This is a genomic window from Novosphingobium taihuense (genome assembly GCF_007830315.1).
Lineage (GTDB): Bacteria > Pseudomonadota > Alphaproteobacteria > Sphingomonadales > Sphingomonadaceae > Novosphingobium > Novosphingobium taihuense.
Genome location: NZ_VLKJ01000001.1, coordinates 94,813 through 120,383, shown reverse-complemented (window position 1 = coordinate 120,383; position 25,571 = coordinate 94,813). Strand labels below are relative to the sequence as shown.

Below are 25,571 nucleotides of genomic sequence, written 5' to 3'. Positions count from 1 at the left end.
TAGCAACATCGCCAGAACCCCTGCCAACGGAGCGCCCCATATCATGGCCGACCCCGCACTTTCGCACGCGCCTCAACCAGACGGCGCGACGGGAGTCCTCGTACTTGCCGATGGGTCTGTTGCCTGGGGACGTGGTTTCGGTGCTGCCGGTCTGGCCGTGGGCGAGGTGTGCTTCAACACCGCGATGACCGGCTATCAGGAAGTGATGACCGATCCGTCCTACGCGGCGCAGATCGTCACCTTCACTTTCCCGCACATCGGCAACGTCGGCACCAACCCGGAAGACATGGAAAGCCATGATACGCCCGGTGCCGTCGGCTGCGTGGTGCGTGAGGATGTGACCGCGCCTGCCAACTTCCGCAGCGCCGGCACCTTCCAGCAGTGGATGGAAAAGCAGGGCAAGATCGGCATTTCGGGGCTTGATACCCGCGCGCTGACCCGCCGCATCCGCATGAGCGGTGCGCCCAATGCGGTAATCGCCCACGATCCCAAGGGCGAATTCGACATTCCCGCGCTGCTTGAGCGGGCGCGCAACTGGCCCGGCCTTGAAGGCATGGACCTCGCCCGCGTCGTCACGCGTGACGGGCAAGAGGCTTGGGAAGGCTCGGTCTGGCATCTCGGCAAGGGCTATGGCCGCTCTCCCCATGACAAGCGCCCGCATGTTGTCGCCATGGATTTCGGCGCGAAGGACAACATCTTCCGCAACCTCGTGGCGGCAGGCGCGGCGGTGACGGTGGTTCCGGCCGAGACCTCGCTGGAAACAATCCTCGCCCTCAAGCCCGATGGCGTGTTCCTGTCGAACGGCCCGGGCGATCCGGCGGCGACCGGTGCCTATGCCGTGCCAGTGATCCAGAAGTTGCTTGAGATGGACAAGCCGGTGTTCGGCATCTGCCTCGGCCACCAGATGCTGGCGCTGGCTGCTGGTGCCCGCACTACCAAGATGCACCAGGGCCACCGTGGCGCGAACCACCCGGTCAAGCGCATGGAAGACGGCGTGGTCGAGATCACCTCGATGAACCACGGCTTCGCGGTCGACAACGCCCCCGGCGCGCTGGGCGAGAACGTGATAGAAACCCACGTCTCGCTGTTCGACGGCTCGAACTGCGGTATCGCGGTCAAGGGCAAGCGCGCGTTCGGCGTGCAGTATCACCCTGAGGCATCGCCGGGACCGCAGGACAGTTTTTATCTGTTCGAGAAGTTTGTGGGGATGTTGGGGTGAACAATCAGCAGGTCATCCTGACGACGGTGCTCACAGCTATTCTGTCAGGATATACCGGCTGGTTGTACGCGCGGAAAGTGGATCCTTATTCCCATGGCACGATCCAAATTCACGGCCTTGCACGAATGGAAGTGCCACCCAGTCCCGACGGTACTGAACTGGAGCAACAAACTCCAACCATGGCTGTTGCGAAGTGCAAATTAAAGAGATTTCAGATCGATTCAGCGACGGATGGAATGGAGCAGGCGGTCGTCCGACTTTCGGACATATCGGCTCGCGAATTTCAATGTTTGCTCGACGAAGCACAGGTTGAAGTAAGCGGTGAACCTCAACCAAACCCGCTTTCGAATAGGGCTTCCGGGCCTTCGTACCGCCCACTTTATATGACTTTTGAGCCGGTGAACCAAAATGCCCAAACGCACTGACATCTCCTCGATCCTGATCATCGGCGCTGGGCCGATCATCATCGGCCAGGCTTGCGAGTTCGATTATTCGGGCACGCAGGCGGTGAAGGCGCTCAAGGAAGAGGGCTATCGCATCATCCTGGTCAACTCGAACCCCGCGACGATCATGACCGATCCGGACATGGCGCACGCGACTTATGTCGAGCCGATCACGCCCGAAATCGTCGCCAAGATCATCGAGAAGGAGCGCCCCGATGCGCTTCTTCCGACGATGGGCGGGCAGACTGCGCTCAACACCGCGCTGGCCCTGTTCAACGATGGCACGCTGGAAAAGTACGGCGTCCAGATGATCGGCGCCAATGCCGATGCGATCGACAAGGCCGAAGACCGCCAGCGCTTCCGCGAGGCGATGGACAAGATCGGCCTCGAATCCGCGCGCTCGGGCGTTGCCCACACCATCGATGAAGCGCTGGCGATCCTCGAACGCACCGGCCTGCCTTCGATCATCCGCCCCAGCTTCACGATGGGCGGCACCGGCGGCGGCATTGCCTACAACAAGGACGAATTCGTCAAGATCGTGAAGGGCGGTCTTGAAGCGTCGCCCACCACCGAAGTCCTGATCGAGGAATCGCTCCTCGGCTGGAAGGAATACGAGATGGAGGTCGTTCGCGACAAGAACGACAACTGCATCATCATCTGCTCGATCGAGAACGTCGATCCGATGGGCGTCCACACCGGGGACTCGATCACTGTCGCGCCAGCGCTCACGCTGACCGACAAGGAATACCAGATCATGCGCAATGCATCGATCGCGGTGTTGCGCGAGATCGGCGTCGAAACCGGCGGCTCGAACGTCCAGTTCGCGGTGAATCCCGCCGACGGTCGCTTGATCGTGATCGAGATGAACCCGCGCGTGTCGCGCTCGTCGGCACTGGCATCGAAGGCCACCGGCTTCCCGATTGCCAAGGTCGCGGCCAAGCTGGCCGTTGGCTACACGCTCGACGAGATCATGAACGACATCACCGGGGCCACCCCGGCGGCGTTCGAGCCGACCATTGACTACGTCGTCACCAAGATCCCGCGCTTCGCCTTCGAGAAGTTCAAGGGCGCAGAACCGCTGCTTGGCACCGCGATGAAGTCGGTCGGCGAAGTCATGGCGATTGGCCGCAACATCAAGGAATCGATGCAGAAGGCCCTGCGCGGGCTGGAAACCGGCCTCGATGGTTTCAACCGCGTCGTCGGCCTCGAAGGCGCCAGCCGCGACGAGATCACCGCCGCGCTCGCCCGCGCCACACCCGATCGCCTGCTGGTGATCGCACAGGCGCTGCGCGAGGGCCTCTCGGTCGACGAAGTCCACGCCGTCACCAAGTACGAACCCTGGTTCCTGCGCCACATCGCCGAGATCGTGGCCGAGGAACAGAAGATCCAGCAGGATGGCCTGCCCAACGACGCTGCCGGGCTGCGCCGCCTCAAGGCGATGGGCTTCTCGGACAAGCGCCTCGCCACGCTCGCCGTTCGCGGCATCGGCGTTGCGGGCGGCATGGGTGAGACCCAGGCCAAGCGCTCGGGCCTGCTCCACGATGCCTTGCGCGCGATGGCTGGTGCCACCAGTGAGGCAGAGGTTCGCGCCCTGCGTCACAAGCTCGGCGTGCGCCCGGTGTTCAAGCGCATCGACAGTTGCGCCGCCGAGTTCGAGGCCGTCACGCCCTACATGTACTCAACCTATGAAGGCACGCTGTTCGGCGAACCCGAGAACGAATCTGCGCCGACAGACGCTAAGAAGATCGTCATTCTCGGCGGCGGCCCGAACCGCATCGGGCAGGGCATCGAGTTCGACTATTGCTGCTGCCACGCCTGCTATGCGTTGGGCGATGCCGGGTTCGAGACCATCATGGTCAACTGCAACCCGGAAACCGTATCCACCGATTACGACACCTCGGATCGCCTCTACTTCGAGCCGCTGACGGCCGAAGACGTGCTGGAAATCCTCGCAGTCGAACAGTCGAGGGGCGAACTGGTTGGCGTGATCGTGCAGTTCGGCGGGCAGACCCCGCTGAAGCTGGCGCAGGCGCTGCAGGATGCAGGTATTCCGATCCTCGGCACCTCGCCGGACTCGATCGACCTTGCCGAAGACCGCGAGCGCTTTGCCGCGCTGGTCGCCAAGCTTGGCCTCAAGCAGCCGATGAACGGCATTGCCCGCAGCCGTGACGAGGCCGTCGCGGTCGCCAGCCGCATCGGCTACCCCGTGTTGATCCGTCCAAGCTATGTGCTTGGTGGCCGCGCGATGGAAATCGTCGACAGTCAGGCCCAGCTTGACGACTACATCGCCACCGCCGTGCAGGTCTCGGGCGACAGCCCGGTGCTGATCGACCAGTACCTGCGCGATGCGATCGAATGCGACGTCGATGCGTTGGCAGACGGCACCGACGTGACCGTCGCGGGCGTCATGCAGCACATCGAGGAAGCGGGCATCCACTCGGGCGACAGCGCCTGCACGATCCCGCCCTATAGCCTCTCGGCCGAGATCATCGCCGAGATGGAGCGGCAGGCAGTTCTGCTGGCGCGCGGCCTTGACGTGCGCGGCCTCATGAACATCCAGTTCGCAATCAAGGATGGCGAGGTTTACCTCATCGAGGTGAATCCCCGCGCCAGCCGCACAGTGCCCTTCGTTGCCAAGGCCGTTGGCACGCCCATCGCCAAGTTCGCCGCGCGTGTCATGGCAGGCGAGAAGCTGGCCGATCTCCCGCCGATCAAGCGCGAGATCGACTACATGGCGGTCAAGGAAGCGGTGTTCCCGTTCGCACGCTTCCCCGGCATCGACCCGGTTCTTTCGCCGGAAATGAAGTCGACCGGCGAAGTCATGGGCATCGATAGCACCTTCGCCGTGGCATTCGCCAAGTCGCAGCTCGGCGCAGGGACGAAGCTTCCGCAGGGTGGGACGGTGTTCGTATCGGTCAAGGATTCGGACAAGCCGGTAATCCTGCCGGCCGTGCGCAAGCTGACCGGGCTTGGTTTCAAGATCGTCGCCACGGGCGGCACGGCACGCTATCTCAAGGATGTGGGCGTGATCGTCGAGCGTGTGAACAAGGTGGCCGAGGGCCGTCCGCACATCGTCGACCGCATCATCGATGGCGATATGGCCTTGATCTTCAACACGACCGAGGGCTGGCAGAGCCACAAGGACTCGCAATCGATCCGCGCCTCGGCGCTCAACTCGCGCGTTCCGTACTTCACCACGGCAGCCGCCTCGGTCGCCGCCGTCGAGGCCATCGAAGCTCTGCGTTCGGCCGAACTTGAAGTGCGTTCGTTGCAGGACTATTATGGTTGAACCTAGGTAGTCCCCCGGCCTCGTGAATATGGTGGTCCGGCCCTGTGCATTCGGTGCAGGACCGGCGGGGACAGGTTTTCCCGTGGATGCCGTAGCGGCAAGACGGGCGTGTGACAGGAAAGAGGCTTAACGGATGGCGAGTGTCGAAAAGCTGCCGATGCTTGCGGGGGGCTACGAAAGGCTTGTCGCTGAGCTGAAGGCACTGCGCGAGGAGCGCCCCCTGATCGTTGACGCGATCGAGGAAGCGCGCGCGCATGGGGATCTTTCGGAAAACGCCGAATACCACGCCGCCAAGGAGCGTCAGGGCCAGGTCGAGGCGACGATTGCCGATCTCGAAGATCGCATGAGCCGCGCCCAGATCATCGATCCCTCCACATTATCGGGCGACAAGATCATCTTCGGCGCAACGGTGACGCTGCTCGACGAAGACGACAAGCCGGTCAAATACCAGATCGTCGGCCCCTATGAGGCTGACGCAAAGAACGGCATGATCAGCTACAACTCACCGTTGGGCAAGGCGCTGATCGGCCGCAAGGTGGATGAGGAGATCGAAGTGACGGTTCCCTCGGGCGACAAGTTCTATCTGGTCCAGAAGATCGAATTCATCTGATCTGACGCCAAGCACCAACAAAAAAGGCCCCGGAGCGATCCGGGGCCTTTTTGTTTTCCTGCGGGCTCAGGCCTTGGGCAGCTCCGGCTCGAGCAGGCGGTGCAGATGCACGATCACGTAACGCATTTCCGCGTCATCGACCGTGCGCTGCGCCGCACCGCGCCATGCTTCTTCGGCGCTGGTGTAATCGGGATAAACGCCCACGACATCGATTGCCTTGAGGTCGACGAATTCGAGGCCCTGCGGGTCCTTGACCCGCCCGCCCATAACGAGGTGCAGCTTTTGCATTGGCGACTATTCCTTTGGGGAGGATTCGTAAGCGCCACTGACAAAAAGCACGGGTCCGCGCAAGTGAGCGATAGTCGTATTCGGCAAGCTTATCGCGGTTTGTGCTTCAATGCTTCATGCGCGAGGTCAGTTCATTGACCTTGCGCAGGGCGGCCTCGCTCGCTTCCATCGCGGCGGAACGGACGATCTCTGAAAGGTCGATAGCCTTGCGACGGGCATCTTCGGTGCTGCCGGCAATCTTGCCGCCAACGGTTTCCGACACTTCCTCAACCTTGTGCAGGCCATCACGGCCAGCTTCGCGAGCCCGTGTGGCGTAGTCGATTGCCAGCTTTCCTGCCACGGAAGCCAACCCTGCTGCGCTCTTGCGCAGGCCGGCAGCGGAATCCTTCGCCGTTTCGCTCTTCCCGCCGATCCGAGGCAGGGCACGTGCCACCAGCGCGCCGAGCAGGATGCCCGCGGCGACCGAGGCAACCGGATGCTCTTCGATCAGGCCCTTAACTGCCTGTACCGACTTGGAACTTTCCGTACGTGCGGCGAGCCGGGCCTTTGCGGCGTCAACCTTGTCGCGCAGGGTTTCGGCTTCGGGCGGGGTCAGGTCGTCTTGCATGTCAATCTCCAGGTCGGACCAGATCGGCTCCGCGCTTCACCAACTGCTGCAACGGTTCGCGCAGGAACCATGCGAGCAGTGCGGTCAGCGTCGCGCCGATCACGGCCTTGTTCTCGCCCGCAATTGCGCGGGCTGTGTCAATCATCTCAACGGCTTCACCCAGCGCCCGTTCCTTGACGCGGCTTGGGGATACCTCAAGTTTGGCCATGTCGAGATCGCCCTTGAACACCGCGAGGGCGTCATCACGCAGAGCACGGGCTGCCTTTAGGGTTTGCGGATCGCTCATGGCTGCGAAGCGCCGCCAAGCGCTTGTTTGGCCAAGCTCATTCGCTTGACTGCCCGCATGAGGCAGACAGCTGCCAGAATTCCCAACACTCCCCCAACTATCCCTAGCGAAGCCCAGACTCCCACGTAACTCGCGAGGGCCAGGAGCAAACCCACGACCAGCGCGAGCAGCGTGAAAAAGGCAAAGGCGAGGCCCAGCAGAAGCAGCACGACGATCGACTTCGCTTCGCCCAGACCATAACTGGCCTGCGCCTTGCGATAGGCAATCTCCGCTTCGACAAGCGTCTGCCCGTCCTCGATCAGCGCCTTGATCGCGCCGCCGATGCCTTCATCGGCGGCGCTTTCGGGTGTGGTTTCGATGGTTTCCGTCTCGCTCATCGGACGCGGGCCTTCCGGGCCAACGCCGTCAGTCGTCCGATCCGCCCGAGAGCAGGCGCGCGATGGCGAAGCCTGCGATAGCGGCAACGCCGATGGCGACGCCGGGGCTCTTGCGAACGAATTCCTTCACGTCGTCGCCCAGCTCGCCAAGATCCTTGGCTTCGAGCTTCGCGGCGGTTTCCTGGATCGAGCGGGCGGCGCTGCGGGCATAGTCGCCGTATTGCACGCCGAGCTTTTCATCGATGGTGGCGGCCGTTTCCGAAATGGTCTTGCCGAGCGTGCCCAAGGCATCGCTGGCGCGGGTCTTGCCTTCAACGGCAAGGGCTGCGCCCTTTTCCTTGGCCTGGCCCGCATAGACCTTGGCTTCGTCGACCCAGTCAGAGGTCGTGCCGCTGACTTTCGCCTTGTACGCCGCGCCCTTTTCGAGCGCCTCGCCCTTCAGCGCCTCGGCCCCTGCCTTGGCATCTTCGATCGCCTTGCTGAAACGACCCTTGGCCGTTTCCGCCGCCGTCTCGGCAGAGGCCGTTGCCGCCATCACCGCGTCGTCGATCTTCTTTTTGGTGCTGCGCTTCTTGGGAGCGTCTGCGGGGGTCATCGTGGTCTCGGCCATGTCTCGTATCCCTTCGGCTGTTCGCGCGGGTTGTGAACCCTCGATATGGGCGGTCTTCGCCATCTTGCTAGACCCTTGGCGATCATTGCAAGAGCCTAGCTCTCAATGATCGCCCCGGATAGGTATGTTGCACTGCAAACGCGGCTTGCCTGCCACGGTTCCAGCCGATAGGAGCCGCGCCAAACCTTGGCGCCTCATTATCGCCAGCCAGCAGGGAGCAGACCATGACTGCGATCATCGACATCCATGCACGTGAAATTCTCGACAGCCGTGGCAATCCCACGGTCGAAGTCGACGTTCTGCTGGAAGACGGCAGCTTCGGCCGCGCCGCCGTTCCTTCGGGTGCCTCGACCGGCGCTCACGAAGCGGTGGAACTGCGCGATGGCGACAAGTCGCGCTATCTCGGCAAGGGTGTCACCAAGGCCGTCACCGCGGTGAACTCCGACATCGCCGAATGCATTCTCGGCCTCGATGCTGAAGACCAGCGCGACATCGACCTTGCCATGATCGAACTCGACGGCACCGAGAACAAGAGCCGTCTCGGCGCAAACGCGATCCTCGGCACCAGCCTGGCCGTGGCCAAGGCCGCAGCCGATGCGCGCGGGTTGCCGCTCTACAGCTATGTCGGCGGCGTTGCTGCCCACGTTCTTCCGGTGCCGATGATGAACATCATCAACGGTGGCGAGCATGCCGACAATCCGATCGACTTCCAGGAATTCATGATCATGCCGGTCGGCGCGCCCTCGCTCGCCGAGGCCGTGCGCTGGGGCGCGGAAGTATTCCACACGCTCAAGAAGGGCCTGCACGAAAAGGGTCTCGCCACTGCCGTGGGTGACGAAGGCGGCTTTGCCCCGAACCTTGCCAGCACGCGCGATGCGCTCGATTTCGTGATGGCCTCGATCGAGAAGGCCGGGTTCAAGCCGGGCGAGGACATGATGCTCGCGCTTGATTGCGCCGCGACCGAGTTCTTCAAGAACGGCAAGTACGAGATCAGCGGCGAAGGCCTCTCGCTCTCGCCCGATGCCATGGCCGATTACCTCGCTGCACTGTGCGATGCCTATCCGATCATCTCGATTGAGGACGGCATGGGCGAAGACGACTTCGAAGGCTGGGCAGCGCTCACCGCGAAGGTTGGCAAGCGTGTGCAGCTGGTCGGTGACGACCTGTTCGTTACCAACCCGAAGCGCCTCGAAATGGGTATCGGCAAGGGCCTGGCGAACTCGCTGCTGGTCAAGGTCAACCAGATCGGCTCGCTGACCGAAACGCTCGAGGCCGTCTCGATCGCGCAGCGCAACGGCTATACCGCCGTGATGTCGCACCGTTCGGGCGAAACCGAGGACGCGACAATCGCCGACCTCGCGGTTGCCACGAACTGTGGCCAGATCAAGACCGGCTCGCTTGCCCGTTCCGACCGTCTTGCCAAGTACAACCAGCTCATCCGCATCGAGGAAGAGCTTGGCGTCTCGGCGCGCTACGCCGGCAAGGCCGCGTTTGGTCGCCTCGGCGCCTGAGAATTCGCGTTATGTGAAAAGGGGCGGCTTCCTTTAGGAGGCTGCCCCTTTTTTGCGTGCCCTTCGTACGTTGAGGGCTTTGACCAAATTGGTATTACTGTGCGACCCTCAGGGAAGGTGACTCCACATCTTCTTCGCTGCGCATGTCCCCGGCGACATCCGAGAAGTACGCGACCATCTTTTCGTATCCATCGGAGGAAAGGCGCACGAAGACTCGCCGCGCGTCGCTCATGTCGTTCTCGCGCACGATGAGCCCCTTGTCCTCGAGCACCGTAAGCCAGCGAAGCGCCGTGGTGGCAGGTACCGCCGCGCCGATGCAGGCGCTTGTCACTGGAAGACGCTTGCGTTCCTTGGCCGCGATGAACAGATCGAGCAGCATGTCCCAGGCCGGTTCGCCGAACAGTGTCGCATCGCGAAAGATGTTCGCCCGCCTGCGTCTGTCACGATAGGCGGTACGGGCAACCTCCGCCCAGACCGGACTGTCCTTGACGCTGTGCGAGCTCGCCACTTCGTCCACGCGCCCGTCGCCCTCGGTGAGTTCGAGTTCATGTGCGATGGCCAGAAGTTCATTGGCTGTTGCAATGAGCCGCCGTGCCTTTGATCTCAGTTGTTCCTTGCCCATTTCTGCACCCCTATCGCGCAACCCCTATTGCGCTGTCTTGACCGGCCGCAGATCGGTCATGACGGGAAAAGCATCGGCCAGGCTTAGGGCAATAGCCATCCGGGATTACCCTTAGTGATCTATCCTATTTCAGTTTTGGGGGTGTAAAAAATTCAATGAAAGCAGTGCCTTGGGTTGCATTAGACTGTTGTTTTGTCTGACTATTGCGCCGTTGCGGAGCAGTTTTGTTGTTTCATGGATGAAGTTCACTCCAATCTGGATTTAACAGCTGTCGTTGGAAATCTTGGTGATTGATTGCCAGGAGGCTGCTGTTCCGGATCGTTGGCGACATTGTCGGACTCTGCGCGCCACAGTGACCCAGGAATTGAAATCTGCCGTGAACAGGTAGGATCCCCGTCCCGACCAACAAGGCACCATTTTTGCTGCTATCCCTGCGCCAGCGATGATCGAGCCGAATGCCGCGATCCACGAAGTCGGCCTGTTGATTCCGATGAATCTTCTCGCTGAATCTGATCCGAACCGATCGCTCGCGCTGCCCTTTGTTCCGGCGCCTGTTGAGTTAATCGGTCATTTGAATTCCTCTTCCAATGGCCTGCCGTCTCTGTCAGCCTAGGCACGGGAGACAAGAGATGGCTGATTTTCCGACGCGGCCGGACGAGGTCGATGCGGCGTGGCTGGAGGCGCAATTCGCCCGTGGAGGGCTGCTCGGTGATGCCCGGATCCGGCACATGGAGTGGACTTCGATCGGGACTGGACAAGTCGGTGATACGGCGCGCTTTACTTTGACTTACGATGGCAAGACGAGCGGAGCACCGGCGTCGGTCGCCGCCAAGTTCCCCTCAAGCGATCCCACCAGCCGCCAGACGGCTGCCGCCTTCTCGCTCTATTCGCGCGAGGTGATGTTCTATCGCGAGGTCGCCTCTCTCACTGGCATGCGCGTGCCGAAGGTCCATGCGGCCGAGCTCGACGCCAACGGGTGCGATTTCGTGCTGCTGTTCGAAGACCTGGGGCCGTGTGCGGCCGGAAACCAGCTGGCAGGCTGCACCCTTGCCGAGGCCGAACAGGCCATACGCCAGGCCGCTGCCCTCCATGCTCCAACCCGCGATCATCCGGTGCTGGACGCCAAATGGCTGCAACTCGATACGCAGGCCAGCTCTTCGCTGCGGGCGCTCTATCCCCAGGCCCAGGCCATCTTTCGCGAACGGTACGCCGAGGCGCTCGAGCCCGAACTCATGGGCGTTTGCGAGGCGCTGAACGACAATCTCGACCTCTGGTTCGACCGCAGGCAATCCAGCCGCTGCTTCCTGCATGGTGACTTTCGGCTCGACAACATGCTGTTCGGGATCAGGGGAGGGTCAGAGCCGATCGCTCTGGTCGACTGGCAGACGTCGGCCGTTGGCTGCGGGCTGACCGACATTGGCTATTTTCTCGGCTGCGGCATCGGCTCGGAATTGCGCCGCCCCAATGAAGCGCCTTTGCTGGACCTCTATTGCGCCGAGATGACGAGGCTTGGCGCCCCGCTCACGCGAGAGGACGTGTGGGACGATTACCGGATCGGTGCGCTGCACGGCGTTTCCACCGCAGTATTCAGCGCTGCTTTCGTGGTGCGAACCGAGCGTGGCGATGCGAACTTCCTGTCAATGGCGCGTGGTGCCTGCGAACTGGCGCTCGAACATGACAGCCTTGGTGCCTTGAGGCGCCGGATGGAGCACGTCTGATGTTGACCAAAGGTGACGATTTTCCGCTGCATCAGACACCCGAACCGGTCGCCTATGCCGGAACCGACCGGAACTTCTACGACCGGTATTTCTTCAACGGCTATGCGCCTGATGGCTCGGGCTTCTTTGCAGTTGCCTTCGGAATCTACCCGCACCTGAACGTCGCCGATGCGCATTTCTCGTGCATTCGTAATGGTGTGCAGCACAATCTTCATACCTCGCGCGAACTCAACATGGAGCGCTTTGACCTGACCGTGGGGCCGATCAGCATCGAGGTAGTAGAGCCGCTGAAGGTCTTGCGGGTAAAAGTGTGTGGGGAAGGGCTCAGCGCCGAACTGACCTTCACCGGTCGTGCCTTCCCGATCGAGGAGCCGCGCTTTACCTACCGGATCGGACCGCGCACGTTCATGGATTACACGCGCCTCACCCAGAACGGACACTATACCGGCTGGATCGAGATCGACGGTCAGCGCATCGACCTTGCCCCCGGCACCTGCGGGACGCGCGATCGCAGTTGGGGCGTGCGTCCGGTCGGCACGTCCGATACCCAACCGCACGGGCACGGTGTGGTCAGCAGTTTCTTCTGGCAGTGGACACCGGTCAACCTGCCCACGCGCAGCCTGTTCTTTCACATCAATGCGGACCGGCATGGTGCACCTTGGAACACGCGGGCCGTGATTGCGCCGGATGGAGCAGGGCACGATGGTTTTTACGAGACGCCGTCATGCGCGATGACATCTCCGATGCAGCCAGGCACGCGCTGGCCCGCGAGCGGGACGCTGACCGTGCAGCGACCGGAGGGGCCGCTCGAACTGACGTTCGAACCGATGCTCCGTTTCCAGATGCGCGGGCTGGGGTACACCAGCCCGAAATGGGGCCACGGGTTGCACCACGGTGCGCTGGCCGTTGAGCGAGAGGATTTCCTTCTCGCCACGCTCGATCCGATGGCGCCGGGCCTCGAGAATCTGCACGTACAGATGATCTCGCGCGTTACCACCAGCGATGGCGAGACAGGCATTGGCGGTTTCGAGCAACTGGTGATCGGCCCGTATGAACCATGGGGGCTCAAGGAATACTTCGATGCCGGTTAGTAGCAGGTATTCCGCAATCAAGCTGGCAGGCGTCGTCACGCTGGGCCTGATGGCGGGCGTGGCATCTGCTTTCGTTTCGATGAAACACCTCGGCATGGGCAGTGAGGAGCACATGGGCTGGTCAGGCAGTCGCGTTACGGGGTCAACCGAGGCTGGCCCACTGTTGCGCGCACGCGTGGCGTTGACGGGGCTGCTTGCGCTAAATCGCAGCCAGGCGATCTACTTTACCCGCAAGGTCGACGATCTGGGCGAGCCCTTGCGTGAGGGGTGCCACTATCGCCTCTCGGGTGGGCAGCTTCCGGGGCGATGGTGGTCGATCACGGCCTATGCTGCGGACGATTACCTGCCACAGAACAACGACGATGCATTGTCGGTCGATGCGTCGGAAGTCCGTCCGGATGCGACCGGTGCTTGGCAGGCCCAGGCTGGACCGAGTGGCGATCCGGCGATGCCCTGGCTTTCCACACGCAATGCCGGCGAGTTTGACCTGACCTTGCGCATCTATAACCCCACACCCCATGCACAGGGTGATTTCGGCTCAATCCCGTTCCCGCGGGTAGAGCGCGTCTCTTGCGGAGATCCGCAATGAAGCCTGCGCTGCGCTACATCCTCGTTTTCGTCGCAGCGGTCGGGATCGGGCATGTGGGGACGATTTTCCTCGCACCGCATGCGATCATGCATCTGGCCATGACGAGGCTCTCCGAAGGCGGGAAGCTGGTCAACGCCTTCCGCTTTTCCGATCGCACGACGTCTGCGTCGCGCTGGGTGGTGCGGCCTTCGCCGGACCTGGCCTATGCCAGCTGTGTCTATGATCTGTCGAAGGGGCCGATAATGGTCGACGTTCCCGCCACTCCTGGCGGTGGATACGTTTCGGTCTCGGTCTTTGCCGGGAACACCGACAACGTTGCCGTGATGGATTCCCTCCGCAGTCCCGCGGGAATACGCTTCATCCTTCAGAAAGAACGCAAGCTGGTGCATCCCGGCAACGAGCCCGTGATCTACACTCCGACGACCCGTGGCATCATCCTCGACCGTCGCCTCGCGCCGACTGAAGCGGCGTTCGACGCGGCGGACAAGGCGCGCCGGGGGGATACCTGCGCGCCTTTGGGCTAGGCGATCAGCCCCAGCGTTCGCGCAGGGCGAGGAGAGCCATCGCCGCCTTCGCCGCTTCGCCGCCCTTGTCCTTCTGCGCCGGGTCTGCGCGGACCAGCGCCTGAGCTTCGTTCTCGACCGTGAGAATGCCGTTGCCGATGGCCAGGCCGTCCATGGTCAGCGCCATGATGCCCCGCGCGCTTTCGCCGGCGACGATTTCGAAGTGGTAGGTCTCACCCCGGATCACCACGCCGATGGCGACGAAGCCGTCATAATCTTCAGACTGGTCTGCCATCGCGATAGCGCCGGGGATTTCGAGCGCTCCGGGGACGGTTACGACCTCGACCTTGTGGCCGGCTGCCTTCAGCGCCGCCTTCGCGCCTGCCACCAGCATGTCGTTGAGGTGGTCATAGAAGCGGGCTTCGACGATCAGGAACTTGGCCATGGAAAACGGTCCTCGGGAAAAACTTGGGAAGCGCGGTGCGCGCGGGGGAGCCTTACAACTCTGCCCGCCCGATTGCTACGGCGGAGCACGCTGTTTTGGCCGGTGAATGGTGTCGGTTGCAGAAATGATTCGGACATGGATCCGGCGTGATGGTGAGCTGATTCGTCATTTATCACATCATGATGTGCCCGGCGAGCCACCTAACTCATCACGATGTTGTAAATTTTTATGCAATCGTTGCGCAATTGGTCACTTCTGCAACGACCTTCCCTTACGGAAACCCGCACTTTTAATTATCCGGTTGACAAAGAATCGCTGAAGTTATGTCCTGTCCTTCAGGCAACCCGCGGTCAATGACGGGTGCCGCTGGAGAGAGAGGTCTGACTATGAGGGGCAAGCTTTCCCTGCTTGCGGGCGTGTGCGCTGCAGCCGTCGCTACACCGGTTTTCGCCCAGAGTGCGTCGCAATCGGCCGACGATAATGTTGGTCTTGAAGAAATCATCGTTACCGCGCAGCGCCAGGCACAGTCGCTGCAGGACGTGCCAATCGCTGTCTCGGCATTCTCTGCTGAAAACCTGACCAAGCAGCAGATCCAGAACTCCTCCGACCTTCAGCTCTCGCTGCCGAACGTCACGTTCACTAAGACGAACTTCACCTCTTCGAGCTTCACCATCCGCGGCATCGGTGACCTTTGCGTCGGCGTGTCGTGCGACGCGGCCACCGGCATCCATCTCAACGATATGCCGATGGTGTCGAGCCGTCTGTTCGAAACCGAATTCTTCGATCTCGAACGCATCGAAGTGCTGCGCGGACCGCAGGGCACCCTGTTCGGACGCAACGCGACCTCGGGCGTTGTCAACATCATCACCGCCAAGCCCGATCTTTCCGGCTTCGGTGCGGCTGGCGAAGCCGATTACGGCAAATTCAACTCGGTCCGTCTCAAGGGCATGGTCAACATCCCGCTGGGCGAGACGCTCGGCGTACGCGTTGCAGGCATGTACAACCGCCGCGACGGCTACACCTACAACATCGGCAGCAACAGCCGGATCGACGGTCGCGACATGTACGCGTTCCGAGGATCGCTGCGCTGGGAGCCAAGCCCTGACACCACGATCGATCTCTCGGCTTACTATTTCCGCGAGAACGACAATCGCAGCCGTATCCAGAAGCAGCTCTGCCATCGCGACCCTACCGGCGTGCTTGGCTGCTTGCCCGACAAGCTCGCCAACGAAACGACGAATGCGGACTCGACGCTGGCTTCGCTGCTTTCCTCGCGTGAATTCTTCGGCGTCGCCGTGTCGCCCACCTTTGCCGCGCTCGGCCTCGGCAGCATCTATGGCAATGACGGCGACGCCAATACGGGCGTCGTGAATCCGGCGGACGTGCGTACTGTCAACATCGACTTTCTCCCGACCTACTTCGCGCAGGAAGAAGTCTATCAGGGCAAGCTGCAGCAAAGCCTCGGAACCGGCCTGACGTTGAACGTCACAGCGGGGTTCTCGCGCAACTCGGTACGTAGTCGGTCCGACTACAATCTCGCCACGCAGCGCAGCCTGGTTGGTAATGCTGGTCTGGCCGCTCTTGCCGCCTTCGCTCAAAGCCCGACGCTCGGTTTTGCCTTCGCGCCGATTGCCGCGCGGTTGATCCCTAACGGTCCTACCGGCAAGGTCTGCCAGTCTGACATTGATCCGAACAATGTCGGCGTCTATGGTGCGGGCAACAAGGCGATCTGTGCGAACACCTCTCTCGACTTTGATGAATCGAGCCAGGAGTACAAGCAGTACGCTGCCGAAGCGCACATCGACTCCGATTTTGACGGGATGTTCAACTTCCTGATCGGCGCCAATTATCTGCGCGGCGTGACGACGAACAACAACTACTACGTCAATTCGTTCGGCCTCGATTACGCTTCCGGTATACTTGGTGCGGCAGCAGCGGCGTCCGGGGCATTCGGTCCGCAGGCCGTTTTCCGTCCTTCGCCGTTCTTCCGAAGCAACACGGCACGGGGTACGCTCGACAGCTACGGCATCTTCGGCGAATCCTACTTCAAGTTCAACGACCAGGTTAAGCTGACCCTCGGCCTGCGCTACAACCACGACAAGAAGTTCACGCGTGCACGCACAACGCTGCTCAGCAACGGCCTGTCCAGCGAGTTTGCCGGCGGTGGCGCGCTCTACGCTGTCGTGGGTGCACAGGCGCTCGAGAACGCCCTGAACTACGCGACGGCTGGCGATTTCGACAAGGGAACGGCAGGCGTCCAGCCATTCCAGGAACGTTCCGTAAGCTTCGGTCGCTTCACGGGCCGTGCGGTGCTCGATTACCAGATCACGCCGGACAACTTGGTCTACTTGTCCTATTCGCGTGGCTACAAGTCGGGCGGCATCAACCCGCCGCTTTCGGTTGGCTCCGTGAATGACTCGTTCAAGCCGGAATCAGTCGATGCGTTCGAAATCGGCTCGAAGAACCGGTTCGGTGCACTGCAGCTCAACCTTTCGGCGTTTTACTATCGCTACAAGGACTTGCAGCTCAGCCGCATCACGGCGCGCACGTCGGTCAACGACAACATCGATGCCAATATCTACGGTCTCGAAGCCGAAGCGATCATGGCGCCGACCCGCAACCTCCTTGTCAATCTGTCGGCCAGCTACCTGAAAACCAAGGTTGTCGGCGACCAGTTCTTCGTCGACACACGCGATGTTTCTGCGGGCCGTTCGGACACGGTCATCATCAAGGACATTACGCTCGGCTCGAACTGCGCCGTGACTGGTGTCAGCGCGGCTGCTGCAAACGGGTTCGTCAATGCCGTAAATGCTGGTGTTGGGTTGCGACCGACAACTCCAATTCCGGGTACCAACACGACTGGCGCCTTCTCAATTTGTGGTGCTCTCGCGGGCGCTGCAGCTGGGCCAGCAGGCACCGCCTTTGGCGGCATTCGCGTCAGCTCGGGCATCGAGAAGAACGTCCGTGGAAATCAGCTGCCGCAGGCGCCTGAGTTCAAGTGGTCGGCCGGCATCCAGTACACCCTGGAAATGGGCGACATGACCATCGTGCCGCGCTTCGACATCAACTACACCGGCGAAAGCTACGGCACGATCTTCAATGGCAACATCAACCGGATCAGGGGCTATGAGGTCATGAACGCCCAGATCCAGCTGAACGGGAAGGATGACCGCTGGTATGTGCGCGGCTACATCCAGAACATCGGCAACAACAACGCGACGACCGGCCTCTACGTGACCGACCAGTCGTCGGGCCTGTTCACCAACATCTTCACGCTGGAACCGCGCCGCTACGGCGTGGCTGCTGGCTTCAAGTTCTAAGCTTCGACGTCGAACCAGACGCGAAAACCTTGCGCCGGGACCCTTGGGGTTCCGGCGTTTTTTCTTGGCTCAATCGAATTCGGCGCGAGGAACGCCACTACCATCATAGACCGGCTGCTTCTGCACGACCCGATACTTGTCGACCTCCGCGCCTGTCATCCCGGCTTCGGCAAGGTATCCGGCCATGGCGCGGTACAGCGGTCCTTCCAGGTGATCGGCCAGCGCGTCGACGCTATCCCATTCCTCGAACACCCAGATCCGGTCAGGCTTGAGCGGATCGGCGTTCCACACATAATGGACGCAGCCGCGTTCCTCGTAGGTCGGCAGTATGAACTGCGCGCCGCCACGGACGATGGCAGCCGCATCCTTGCCTTCGAAGTCGATCCAGCCCCAAAGTGTCACCCGCTCCATGCCCGTTCTCCTTGTTCGCGCTGGCAAGGAACTAGGCGCATGAAAGCTGTGCCGGAATTGGCGTTTCCATTAGGTCTGGAAAATGAGGGGTGGTGGACGCACTAGGGCTCGAACCTAGGACCCGCTGATTAAGAGCCATGATCAGAGGGTCCTAGCGCGTCCGCATGGGTCCAAGAATGGCGGAAATCTGCGATTCATAGTCCGCATTGTTCTTGAAATGTTCGCCAGTATCCACTACAAAAAGCTACCTAAGGTAGCAGGTGCATATGGCGAACAAAGTAGGTTTGACGGATGCGAAGATCGCAGGGCTGAAGGCGCCGACTGCGGGTCAGGTTGAGCTCGCCGATGGTATCGTACCCGGCCTTAGGCTCCGCATGGGTGCCAGTGGTATCAAGACGTACATTCTGCGCAAGCGGGTTCAGGGCAAATGGTTGAATGTGACAATCGGACGCCATGGGCCAAGCTTTACACTGGCCCATGCCCGAAAGAAGGCGCGCGATCTGCTTGTCGATGTCGAGCAGGGCAAGAGCATCGCCAGAAAGGCGGGGGCAAAGAGAAAGGGATCAAAAGGGGTCGGGACAGTCGCGGAACTCTACGAGACGTACCTTGCTCAGCAGATCGAGGGCAAAAAGCGGAGCGCGAGGGAGTTCGATCGAGTGTTCCGAAAATACATCGAGCCCGAGATTGGAGACCGGCTCGCGGACTCCATTACCCGAAGTGACGTGAGCCGCTTCGTTGAGAAAATTGCGTTCGAGCGGGGCAAGGAAACCCTGACGATGGCGCGCATCGTGTATCGCCATCTTTCGACCTTCTACACGTGGGCGCTCACCAGACTTGAGCATATGCCAGCCAACCCCTGCCGGGATGCGTGGCGCCCGAAGCGGAATGAGCCTCGCGACCGTGTACTCAGCGACCGTGAGCTTGCTGCGCTGTGGCAATCTGCGGTCGAGGATGGCTATCCGTTCGGCTATCTCGTGCAGATGCTTATTCTTACGGCTCAACGCAGAGGTGAAGTGCTTGATGCGGCGTGCGATGAGTTCGACTTCAAGGCGAAAGTCTGGACAGTTCCGGGCGACCGAGCGAAAAACGGCAAAGCGAATGTGGTGCCGCTATCCGCCCAGGCCCTGGCAGTCATCACCGAGATATTCATGGCGGCTGGCATCGACCCTGACGAGGCCCACAAGCAATCCCAGATCCTGTTGGCATCGAAGGTCACCAATACGAACAGCGTCAGCGGACTATCGAAGGCCTGGAAGCGCATCAGGGCAAGCGTGGACGAAAAGCTCGGCTATGAGGCCGGTCACTTCACAATGCATGATATTCGACGGACGGTGGCAACTGGTCTCCAGCGTCTTGGCATACCCTTGGTGGTTTCTGAGGCGGTGCTCAATCACCAGTCAGGATCAGCTATGGCTGGCGTCGCTGGCGTCTATCACCGTCACCAGTATACCAACGAGAAACGGGAGGCGTTGGCGCTGTGGGGTAAGGAGGTAATGCAGATTGCAGCCAAGTATCCAGTCGAAGTCAAAGTCGGCTAATCTCACAGGGGTTCGCAACCGCAACGAAACCGCCCAGCTAGAAACCGCAGGATGATGGGCCGTGCTATGGCCATCGTGGGTCGATCTTTAGAAACGCCATTGTCGAAGGACCTCTTGGACATATCCGGGCGTCTCGCCATTCCGGGGAATGCCGCCTGCGCGTTCCACTGCGCCGGGACCCGCATTGTAGGCAGCCACCGCGAGGTGAACCACGCCGAACCTGTCGAGCATCTGCCGCAGATACCGCGCCGCGCCGAAGATGTTGGCCATAGGATCGAAGCGATTGAAGACCCCGAGTTCTTTTGCCGTGGCTGGCATCAGCTGTCCAAGACCTGCTGCGCCTGCAGGGCTGACGGCGAAGGGGTTATATCGAGATTCTGTCCATACGAGCGCATCGAGCAGGCCCGCGGGCAATGAGTACTTCGCTTCCGCCGCATAGATGTGGGGAAGGTAGCTTGCTCGCCTGAAGTCGGAGGGGCCAGGTTTGGCCTTGGGTTCGTATCTGTATGGCAGGTTCACCCGGCCATTTTGTGGTACAATGAGACCCGATGCCGGGCCGGCCTGACGGGATGACCACAGCCCATGCTCGACCAGCTGGAAGCCGTTCGATGTTTCAGCAATCCGGATGCCTTCGGAGTGACTCGCGGGGGCTTCGATTGTGGCTGGCGCGGACAAATCTTGGGCTCTGGCGGATGTAGCAGAGGTGATCGCGAAGCCTGCGACCAAGATAGCTTTCATTGTCATTTCTCGATCCTTCTATAGCCGAATCGAGTGAGAACATATATAGAACAAGTGGCGTAGGAAATTGGTTTGGCGCGAGTGCAGAGTGGAGGCTGCACGGGGAGGGCACCTCAACCGGAGAAGGTCGATGCCCCCGTTAGACAAACCTCATCAACTCGAACGCCGCGCCCGCGCGATCGTCGAAAGCCTTCGGGGTACATGGAGTCGGGGCAAAGGCATGTGCTGCTGCCCGGCGCATGATGACCGAACTCCCTCTTTGAGCGTGACACTGGGAAGAAAGGCGATCCTGTTTCATTGCTTCGCGGGATGCTCGAACGAGGAGGTCATAGCAGCACTGGACCGCCAGGGTGTTCGCAGCCGTGACCTGTTCGATGGCTCTAGTGCCGTGGTCGCTGATCGACAGGAAAATAGGGCCTTCGATTCCAACGCGCGGCGTTTGTGGCAATCGGCGACGGCGATCTCCGACAGCCCTGCCGAAGGATACCTCGCGCAGCGCGGGATCCTGCGTGCCTCTGATCAGCTCCGTTACCTCGAGCGCACGCCGCTCGGACCACGTGGCGCGGTCCAGTTCCTCCCTGCAATGTTGGCGAACGTCACGACTGACATCGGCACAATAGCGGTGCACAGGACGTTTATCGATACTGCGAGCGGCAAGTTGGCGGGTTTCGAGCGTCCCAAGCGTGCGCTGGGAAGCCTCAGCTGTGGTGCTGTCAGACTTGCCCCGCCAGCCGCGGGCCGGTTGGGCCTTGCCGAAGGTATCGAAAGCGCCCTGTCAGCCATGCAGCTGTTTGGGATTCCTTGCTGGGCAACGCTCGGGAACGAGCGGTTCGGCCTCGTCGCGATTCCCGAGAGTGTGCGCGAGCTCCACTTGTTCATCGACAATGATCCGGGAGGCGAGCTCGCGGATCAGCGCGCACGAAAGGCCTATTCTACATCAGGCCGTGTGATCCACTCGCGAGCACCAGCGTCGACCGGTCTCGACTGGAACGATGAACTCAAGGCAAGGCTCGCTCGGCAAACCTGATCAGCGAGCCAGAGGGGAGGGGGCCTTCGGCTGATTGAGGCCTGCGAGGCGCAGGACCTCGTCAGGAGGTTTCCCATGTCCAACACTTCCCTCGCCTTCGCATTCGATCCACCATCTCCGCCGCTTGTCGTGACGGCAGCCAAAGCAATGGCGTTGCAATTGGCAGCAGGCAGCGCGCTTTCGCGCGGCGACATCAACCGCATCATGACGGACCACTTCGGCGGAACCGATGCACTCGGGGCATGGTCAGTCCGTGATGCTCACGCTGCGCTCGAGCTGGCGCAGGTTCAACATCTGCAAGCATCAGATCAAGTCCAGCCCACGAGCCCGATCGACGAGGCGGAACAGTTCTTCTGCGGTCTCGATGCCCGAGTTCCGACCCAAACCAATCGCAGCGACGAGCAGATCGAATGGCAGCAGTTTGCAACGCCGCCGCGGTTGGCCTGGCTTGCCGCACGGGCCTGCGGACTGATGCTCAACGAGCTCGTGCTCGAGCCCTCGGCCGGAACGGGGATGCTTGCGGTCTGGGCCGCCAAAGCCGGCGCCCGCCTAGTCCTGAACGAAATTTCACCGCTGCGCCGCGACTGCCTGACTGCGGTATTCCCGGAAGCCCGCGTGACTGGACATGATGCCGAGCTGATCGACGAATTGCTCGATCCGGCCATCAGCCCCAGCGTCGTGCTGATGAACCCGCCCTATTCTCACGGGATCGAGCGGGGCCACGATGGCCGCACCGGGGCGAGGCATCTGCGATCGGCCTGGAACCGGCTTGCGCCCGGCGGGCGGCTTGTCGCGATCATGCCTGAATGGTTCGACTGCGGGAGGTTTCTAGCCGGCGTGAAGGGGCCAGTTGCGCTGCGGCTCAATGCCGCAGTCGAACGCGCATTTATCAAGAGCGGCACCGGGATCACCACGCGGCTGCTGGTACTTGATAAGGTGGAAAGCTCCAACGAGCCTGTCGCGATCCGCACAAACGACTTTCGCCAGTTGGCCGATCTTGTCGATGCCTTGCCGGCTCGCGCCACCCTCGAGGCCGCTCCCGAGAAATCTAGCCTTCCGGCTCGCGCTCCATTTCGTCTGGTCACCGCGCCGCGCAGGCCGATGCCGACACCAGCAAGGATCACTCCTGCAGCCGCCGCCATCAAGCCGCTCACCTACCAGTCGCTTGAAACCCCGGCGCCGGTCGCCCCTCAGGTCGGCCACTATCTGCCCTATCGCCCGAGCAGAATCGTCATCGATGGCGCAACCGGGCATCCGACGCCGCTCGTCGAGTCCGTCGCCATGGGGTCGATCTCGGCACCCAAGCCCGACACAGTGCCGCAGCTGCCTGACGGGCTTATCGCCAAGGGACTGCTGTCGGCCGCCCAAGCAGAGACCCTGATCTATGCTGCAAGCGCCCATGCCCGCGACTTACCCGGCCGGTTCGAGCCAGACGACAAGGGCTGTTCACTCAAGGCATCCGCAGAAGGCCAGACCTACCGGCAAGGCTATTTCCTTGGGGACGGAACAGGTGCCGGGAAGGGCCGTCAGGTTGCGAGCGTCATTCTTGATCGATGGGTGCGTGGGGAACGCCGCCATCTCTGGATATCGAAGAACGAGGCGCTGCTGGAAGACGCCCGCCGCGACTGGGCCGCCCTTGGCGGCCTCTCGATCGACATCCAGCCGCTGGCATCCTGGAAGCTGGGCACCGCCATCGCCATGCGCGACGGGATCCTTTTCGTCACCTATCCGACCCTGCGTTCGGGTCGAAACGACGCAACGCGCCTTGACCAGATACTCGCCTGGGCCGGCGAAGATTTCGAAGGCGTGATCGTGTTCGACGAAGCGCACGCCATGGCCAACGCTGCTGGTGGCGAAGGCTCTCGCGGCAAGGTCAAAGGATCGGAGCAAGGCATTGCCGGGGTGCGCCTGCAAATCCTCCTCCCCCGGGCAAGGGTGCTCTACGCTTCGGCAACTGGTGCGTCCGACGTCAACAACCTCGCCTATGCGACGCGCCTCGGGCTCTGGGGGCCGGAGACTGCCTTCGCCAATCGCGAGGCTTTCGTGGCAGACATTCGCGATGGCGGCATCGCCGCGATGGAGTTGGTGGCGCGGGACCTCAAGTCGCTCGGACTCTACACAGCCCGGGCCCTTTCATTTGCCGGTGTCGAATATGAGATCCTTGAGCATTGCCTGACCGAGGATCAGATCGCGATCTACGATGCCTACGCCGAAGCCTGGGCGATCATTCACGCCAACCTGCGCGACGCGCTGGAGGCGACGCGGATCGTCGACTGCGAAACCGGAGGGACGCTCAACTCTGGTGCCAAGTCGGCAGCGCTGTCGATTTTCGAGGGAACGAAGCAGCGCTTCTTCGCGCAGCTGCTTCTGTCTATGAAGCTCCCCAGCTTGCTGCCCGCGATCAATACGGCGATTGCCGATGGTCACGCTGTGGTCGTCCAGCTGGTCTCGACGGCAGAAGCCATGCTCGACCGGCGGCTTGCCGACCTCTCCGACGAGGAGCGCGAAGCGCTGGAGATCGACCTCTCCCCACGGGAATATGTGATCGACTATCTCGCCAAGAGCTTTCCTGTTCGCCTGATGGCGGTGTTCACCGACGAAAACGGCAATCCGCGCTCTGAGCCGATGAGCGACGAGCATGGCGCACCGGTGCTGTGCCGCTCAGCGCTCGCCGCGCGCGACCGGATGATCGAGCAGCTCTGTGCCTTGCCGCCCATCGCGACCGCGCTCGATGCCATCATCGAACGCTTCGGCGTCGACCAGGTTGCGGAAGTCACCGGTCGCACGCGTCGGCTCATCGTTGGCCGCGATGGTCGTCAGAAGCTCCAATCCCGCTCGCCGCGCGCCAACGTCGCTGAGACCCAGGCCTTCATGGACGGCGCCAAGCGCATCCTGGTGTTTTCTGACGCTGGGGGAACGGGGCGCAGCTACCATGCCGATCTCGCGGCCAGGAACCAGGCTCGCCGCGTCCACTTCCTGCTCGAGCCGGGCTGGCGGGCCGATGCCGCAATCCAGGGACTTGGTCGGACCAATCGAACCAACCAGGCATCGGCCCCGCTGTTCCGGCCCGTGACCACCGATGTGCGTGGCGAGCGGCGGTTCATTTCGACGATTGCGCGGCGTCTGGACAGCCTGGGAGCTCTGACGCGCGGGCAGCGCCAGACCGGCGGGCAGAACCTCTTCGATCCCGCCGACAATCTCGAGAGCATCTACGCCAAGGAGGCGCTCGACCGCTGGTTCGGTTTATTGTTCACGGCAAAGCTCGAAGCGGTCAGTCTCGGGCGCTTCCAGGAGTTGACAGGCCTTCAGATCGAAGGGCCCGACGGGTCGATGGTCGATGACCTGCCATCAATCCAGCGCTGGCTCAATCGCATCCTGGCGCTACCCATTGCCCTGCAGAACGCGATCTTCGATGAGTTCATCGGGCTGGTCGAAGCGCGCATTGATGCCGCCCGTCAGGCCGGCACACTCGATCTCGGCCTCGAGACCATCGTAGTCGAGGACTTCACGGTTCTGTCCGACACGCTGCTGCGCACCGATCCGGCATCGGGCGCGACTACCCATCTGCTGGAGCTGGAAATCGCCAGAGCCCTGAAGCCGCTGACGCTGAAGCGGCTCGAGGAGCTTCACTGCCTCGCTGGGCAGCGGCAACGGCCGGTTCGAAATGCTCGCTCAGGCCGGGTTGCCTTGCTCGTGCCTGCCCGCAGTATTCTTGCCGATGACGGAACGCGGGTGGCCCGCTTCGAATTGCTGCGGCCCTTGAAGCGCAGCCACATCACCGAGGATCAGTTGGCAGAAAGCGGGTGGAAGGACATCTCAGTCGATGCTTTCCGCGATGCCTGGTCAACCGAGGTCGAGGAAGCGCGGACCAGCCACAAGCGCGAGCGCCTCTATCTTGCGACGGGCCTCCTGCTGCCGGTCTGGGACAAGCTCCCTTCGGATTTCGTGAGGGTGAGCCGCATCTCGGCGGCGGATGGCCGTTCGCTCCTCGGCCGCGAGGTTCCCGTTCATTCTGTTCCGGAGCTGTGCCGGGCGCTGGGTCTCGAGCGCGAGCTGACGCTGTCCGCCGATGAAATCGTGCGGACCGCTCTTGCGACTGGCCGGGCCATGGAATTTGCGGGCCGCGAGCAGCTCATGGTCAAACGCAGCCTAGTCAATGGTTCGCAGCGACTTGAACTCACGGGATGGAGCGCTGCTCGGCTCAACTGGTACAAGGCGCAAGGCTGCTTTACCGAGATCATCCGCTACCAGACCCGGCTCTTCGTGCCGATCGAGGGCGCAGCGAGCGTGATTGCCACATTGGCAGCGTAGGCACAACTTATTGCCAAA

The 25,571-nt window shown here is 61.8% G+C and carries 23 protein-coding genes; 14 read left to right on the top strand and 9 right to left on the bottom strand.

Annotated elements, in window-relative coordinates; translation table 11 throughout:
• Positions 1-43 precede the first annotated feature (43 nt).
• From carA to greA, 4 genes are all read left to right on the top strand, one after another.
• On the top strand, positions 44-1,219 hold the full coding sequence (carA, locus tag IQ25_RS00575; protein ID WP_144901223.1) for a glutamine-hydrolyzing carbamoyl-phosphate synthase small subunit: 1,176 nt from the start codon (positions 44-46) through the stop codon (positions 1,217-1,219).
• Positions 1,216-1,644, top strand: a complete 429-nt coding sequence (locus IQ25_RS00570) for a hypothetical protein (protein ID WP_144901221.1) — start codon at positions 1,216-1,218, stop codon at positions 1,642-1,644. The genes carA and IQ25_RS00570 overlap by 4 nt, the downstream gene beginning before the upstream one ends.
• Positions 1,628-4,951 (top strand): carbamoyl-phosphate synthase large subunit, encoded by a 3,324-nt coding sequence (gene carB, locus IQ25_RS00565; protein ID WP_144901219.1) that lies wholly within the window; start codon positions 1,628-1,630, stop codon positions 4,949-4,951. Before IQ25_RS00570 ends, carB begins: the two co-directional genes overlap by 17 nt.
• Before the next feature lie 133 nt (positions 4,952-5,084).
• Positions 5,085-5,561: a transcription elongation factor GreA gene (greA, locus tag IQ25_RS00560; protein WP_144901217.1), complete on the top strand. Its 477-nt coding sequence runs from the start codon at positions 5,085-5,087 to the stop codon at positions 5,559-5,561.
• 66 nt (positions 5,562-5,627) lie between these two features.
• Here the strand turns inward: greA and IQ25_RS00555 are convergent, their stop codons facing one another.
• The 5 genes from IQ25_RS00555 to IQ25_RS00535 all read right to left on the bottom strand — a co-directional run bounded on the left by IQ25_RS00555 (position 5,628) and on the right by IQ25_RS00535 (position 7,729).
• A complete protein-coding gene (locus IQ25_RS00555; RefSeq protein ID WP_144901215.1) occupies positions 5,628-5,849 on the bottom strand; it encodes a DUF4170 domain-containing protein in 222 nt (73 codons plus the stop codon).
• Between the two features lie 106 nt (positions 5,850-5,955).
• Positions 5,956-6,456 carry a hypothetical protein gene (locus tag IQ25_RS00550; RefSeq protein ID WP_144901213.1) on the bottom strand — a complete coding sequence of 167 codons (501 nt, stop codon included), beginning with the start codon at positions 6,454-6,456 and terminating at the stop codon, positions 5,956-5,958.
• A 1-nt stretch (position 6,457) separates the two neighbouring features.
• Positions 6,458-6,742, bottom strand: a complete 285-nt coding sequence (locus IQ25_RS00545) for a hypothetical protein (protein ID WP_144901211.1) — start codon at positions 6,740-6,742, stop codon at positions 6,458-6,460.
• Positions 6,739-7,119 carry a phage holin family protein gene (locus tag IQ25_RS00540; RefSeq protein WP_144901209.1) on the bottom strand — a complete coding sequence of 127 codons (381 nt, stop codon included), beginning with the start codon at positions 7,117-7,119 and terminating at the stop codon, positions 6,739-6,741. The genes IQ25_RS00545 and IQ25_RS00540 overlap by 4 nt, the downstream gene beginning before the upstream one ends.
• Before the next feature lie 28 nt (positions 7,120-7,147).
• Positions 7,148-7,729 (bottom strand): hypothetical protein, encoded by a 582-nt coding sequence (locus IQ25_RS00535; protein ID WP_144901207.1) that lies wholly within the window; start codon positions 7,727-7,729, stop codon positions 7,148-7,150.
• Positions 7,730-7,953: 224 nt separating this feature from the next.
• Here IQ25_RS00535 and eno point away from each other — a divergent pair, with 224 nt between their 5' ends.
• A complete protein-coding gene (eno, locus tag IQ25_RS00530) occupies positions 7,954-9,240 on the top strand; it encodes a phosphopyruvate hydratase (RefSeq protein ID WP_144901205.1) in 1,287 nt (428 codons plus the stop codon).
• A gap of 94 nt (positions 9,241-9,334) precedes the next feature.
• On the opposite strand, the gene IQ25_RS00525 is transcribed toward eno, so the two are convergent.
• Positions 9,335-9,862: a helix-turn-helix domain-containing protein gene (locus tag IQ25_RS00525; RefSeq protein WP_144901203.1), complete on the bottom strand. Its 528-nt coding sequence runs from the start codon at positions 9,860-9,862 to the stop codon at positions 9,335-9,337.
• A gap of 442 nt (positions 9,863-10,304) precedes the next feature.
• Between IQ25_RS00525 and IQ25_RS20975 the strand changes: the two genes are divergently transcribed.
• From IQ25_RS20975 to IQ25_RS00505, 5 genes are read left to right on the top strand one after another with little or no spacing between them, the layout of a single operon-like run.
• Positions 10,305-10,475, top strand: a complete 171-nt coding sequence (locus IQ25_RS20975) for a hypothetical protein (RefSeq protein WP_158637641.1) — start codon at positions 10,305-10,307, stop codon at positions 10,473-10,475.
• 16 nt (positions 10,476-10,491) lie between these two features.
• Positions 10,492-11,580: a phosphotransferase family protein gene (locus IQ25_RS00520; protein WP_144901201.1), complete on the top strand. Its 1,089-nt coding sequence runs from the start codon at positions 10,492-10,494 to the stop codon at positions 11,578-11,580.
• On the top strand, positions 11,580-12,671 hold the full coding sequence (locus IQ25_RS00515; RefSeq protein WP_144901199.1) for a hypothetical protein: 1,092 nt from the start codon (positions 11,580-11,582) through the stop codon (positions 12,669-12,671). Before IQ25_RS00520 ends, IQ25_RS00515 begins: the two co-directional genes overlap by 1 nt.
• Positions 12,661-13,260 (top strand): DUF1214 domain-containing protein, encoded by a 600-nt coding sequence (locus IQ25_RS00510; RefSeq protein ID WP_158637640.1) that lies wholly within the window; start codon positions 12,661-12,663, stop codon positions 13,258-13,260. Before IQ25_RS00515 ends, IQ25_RS00510 begins: the two co-directional genes overlap by 11 nt.
• Complete coding sequence (locus IQ25_RS00505; protein WP_144901195.1) at positions 13,257-13,784, top strand: DUF1254 domain-containing protein; 528 nt, start codon at positions 13,257-13,259, stop codon at positions 13,782-13,784. Before IQ25_RS00510 ends, IQ25_RS00505 begins: the two co-directional genes overlap by 4 nt.
• Positions 13,785-13,788: 4 nt before the next feature.
• On the opposite strand, the gene ribH is transcribed toward IQ25_RS00505, so the two are convergent.
• Positions 13,789-14,208, bottom strand: a complete 420-nt coding sequence (gene ribH / locus IQ25_RS00500) for a 6,7-dimethyl-8-ribityllumazine synthase (protein WP_144901193.1) — start codon at positions 14,206-14,208, stop codon at positions 13,789-13,791.
• Between the two features lie 386 nt (positions 14,209-14,594).
• Here ribH and IQ25_RS00495 point away from each other — a divergent pair, with 386 nt between their 5' ends.
• Complete coding sequence (locus IQ25_RS00495) at positions 14,595-17,528, top strand: TonB-dependent receptor (RefSeq protein ID WP_144901191.1); 2,934 nt, start codon at positions 14,595-14,597, stop codon at positions 17,526-17,528.
• 69 nt (positions 17,529-17,597) lie between these two features.
• Here the strand turns inward: IQ25_RS00495 and IQ25_RS00490 are convergent, their stop codons facing one another.
• Positions 17,598-17,939, bottom strand: a complete 342-nt coding sequence (locus IQ25_RS00490) for a putative quinol monooxygenase (protein WP_144901189.1) — start codon at positions 17,937-17,939, stop codon at positions 17,598-17,600.
• A gap of 266 nt (positions 17,940-18,205) precedes the next feature.
• Here IQ25_RS00490 and IQ25_RS00485 point away from each other — a divergent pair, with 266 nt between their 5' ends.
• Positions 18,206-19,477 (top strand): tyrosine-type recombinase/integrase, encoded by a 1,272-nt coding sequence (locus IQ25_RS00485; RefSeq protein WP_144901186.1) that lies wholly within the window; start codon positions 18,206-18,208, stop codon positions 19,475-19,477.
• An 87-nt stretch (positions 19,478-19,564) separates the two neighbouring features.
• Here IQ25_RS00485 and IQ25_RS00480 read toward each other — a convergent pair whose 3' ends face one another.
• Entirely contained in the window at positions 19,565-20,221 is a 657-nt protein-coding gene (locus IQ25_RS00480) for a lytic transglycosylase domain-containing protein (protein WP_101794850.1), read from the bottom strand.
• 124 nt (positions 20,222-20,345) lie between these two features.
• Here IQ25_RS00480 and IQ25_RS00475 point away from each other — a divergent pair, with 124 nt between their 5' ends.
• Positions 20,346-21,242 (top strand): DUF7146 domain-containing protein, encoded by an 897-nt coding sequence (locus IQ25_RS00475; RefSeq protein WP_144901184.1) that lies wholly within the window; start codon positions 20,346-20,348, stop codon positions 21,240-21,242.
• 75 nt (positions 21,243-21,317) lie between these two features.
• Positions 21,318-25,553, top strand: a complete 4,236-nt coding sequence (locus IQ25_RS00470; RefSeq protein ID WP_144901182.1) for a bifunctional class I SAM-dependent methyltransferase/DEAD/DEAH box helicase — start codon at positions 21,318-21,320, stop codon at positions 25,551-25,553.
• Positions 25,554-25,571 lie beyond the last annotated feature (18 nt).